The following is a 2,262-nucleotide window of genomic DNA, read 5'->3' as shown; positions in this document are numbered from 1 at the left end:
TATCTGGCCGTGGTTCCTACCTATTTCGCCCCCTAAAACTGTCCGAAGTATTGAGTGAGAGGAAAACACTAGCAGGTTGCGACAAGAAGCCTTCCCCGACAAATCAAGCATTTAGACACTTGATTTGTCGTCTGAAAACCAGCAACCGGATCAACGGCTTGTCGGTGAAGAGAAGGTATTGACTATTGTAAAACGACGGCCGTGTTTCCCGTACCGGTTTGGGTAATATTGGCAGATTGAGAGAACCCATTCTGAATCACGGTCGCATTATTCATACCGCCGGATTGATTAACGATCACCATATGGCCGCCGCCGAGGCCACCATTACCGGCTTGCATAATGTTTGCAGAATTTAAGAAGCCGTCTTGGCTGACAAAGGCGCTGTTGTACCAAGATACCTGTACGATAGAGGCAATATTACCCTCGCCATCTTGAAAAAGATCCAGTTCGTTGTACATGTCAGATTGCGCGACTTCTGCACTATGGGCAATCCCAATTTGCTGGATACTGGCATAGTGGCCGGTGCCTTCCTGGCTGACTATAGCTTCATGGCTTGAGCCCTGCTGGAAAATCAAGGCATCGGAATTGAAACTTGCGTACTGTCCGATTAAAGCACCGTGTAGCTCGCCCATTTGCTCGATAACAGAGACGTTGTCGCTACCCAGATGCTGCTGAATTTCCGCTTCATTGTTCGAACCGACCTGGCGTATTTCAGATTGTCCGTTTTGTGTCGCCATTTGATAGCTGGTGGCACGGTTGTTGGAACCCGACTGAAATATTTGTACACTGTTGCCTATACCCCCCATTTGAAGACTGTAGACTTCGTTAAGTGCGCCCTCTTGGATTTGGATAATTGTGCTGTCAGTCTCGTCCTGCTGCAATACCTCAGCAATATGAGCGGTGCCATCCTGGTTTATTTCCAAGTGGTTGTCGATGGCATTTATATCTGTTTGATCAGCAATAGCAGAGTTATTGGTTCCGCTCTGCGTGATTGAAGTGGTGTTTTCTGCTGCATAAACCCAACTGCTGGCAGATATCGCCAGTGCCAGTGGAATTACGGTAATCTTCTGCACGGTTACCTCCTGTGTATTACCGTCTAACAATAAATCCGATCGCTGAAATTTGTATCCAAGTTATTTGTGGATAGAGTAACGCCAACAATATTGGGACACCAGGTATATGGGAAACTGTAGACGAACAAATCTGAAAGCACTGCTGTATGGAGCAACAATGACGTAGTAGCCCGCTATTTTCACGATTTAATGTTTAAAATATACCGCCTACAGAGGACTTTTTCAGAGAATCTGGTTTCAATGTGCCATCGTAGCAAGTTGACACCGACCCTAACTGGTTGAGAATAAAAAACGCGCATTTTCCGCGATTGCTTGAGAGCCTATTCATAGGTATGCACAGTAAATACATGGTATCTATGTAGTTTGGTGCGAGAGGTGTACTGCCCCTGCAGTTTTTGGATCGTTAGAAGTGGCGTTAATTAAGAGTGACTTATCTCACACAAATTCGTTAAAGCCGTTATTGCAACCTAGTATTAGCATTAATTTCTTCAGTCTAGCGGGCAGTTGCCGTCCGACTCATTCCTTCCTGAGTTGTCGTGTGGGAATTTATCGAGCCATATTGAATGATAATTGCGATATGGTACTGACCAATCTGATCCGTAATGGTCAAAATTATAGTCATACATTGAGATACTGAGACCGGTATGTCGTCAGTCGCTTGATAAATTGCGATAGGGTTCTGCTTGCCAATTTGAGAATTATTCGGGCTATTGTTTGTGAGTGTACTTCGGTTATTCAGAATTTGAGGGTGGTCGTCAAATGGATTGAGATTTTCCATATTAACCCCACTTTCAGAGTTAGTGAATATGATGTCGTTTCCTGTCGTCGACTAGGAGTAGAGGGGATACCACTTTATGTGGTGCTACCCGGCTAGATGGATGTATCCGTCAATGGGTGACTCCCGATATGGATGATTCGCTATAGCCAAGATTTTGATGTGTATTCCGTAAAGCGCGTGCACAATTTTTGATTTATTGTCAGTCCTAACGTCTGTGTTCAACTTTGATCTGCATCAATTGACGATCTGGAAACAAATGACCAATTGGAGGTGAGAGCCATCACTTTTTCTCAGGCAAGAAATTAAGTGATGACTGGATGCTACCGACAATTGATCAAAGAATAGAGTTACTAGGTCTCAACACTTCGGACAGTTTCATACAGCTATAGCCCCATAGTCACTGTACTGCTC

General features: G+C 44.6%; 2 protein-coding genes. One reads left to right on the top strand and one right to left on the bottom strand.

The genetic code is table 11. The features are described 5' to 3' along the window. Positions 1–182 (top strand): hypothetical protein (locus MO867_RS21665; RefSeq protein ID WP_252473024.1); only part of this gene is annotated, 182 nt, incomplete at its 5' end. Here MO867_RS21665 and MO867_RS21660 read toward each other — a convergent pair. After that, on the bottom strand, positions 183–1,073 hold the full coding sequence (locus tag MO867_RS21660) for a hypothetical protein (protein ID WP_252473023.1): 891 nt from the start codon (positions 1,071–1,073) through the stop codon (positions 183–185). It lies immediately after the preceding gene. Positions 1,074–2,262: the final 1,189 nt, after the last annotated feature.

Source organism: Microbulbifer okhotskensis (assembly GCF_023895975.1).
GTDB classification, from domain to species: Bacteria; Pseudomonadota; Gammaproteobacteria; order Pseudomonadales; family Cellvibrionaceae; genus Microbulbifer; species Microbulbifer okhotskensis.
Note: the sequence above shows the minus strand (reverse complement) of the source record. Positions and strands in the feature narration are given on the sequence as shown.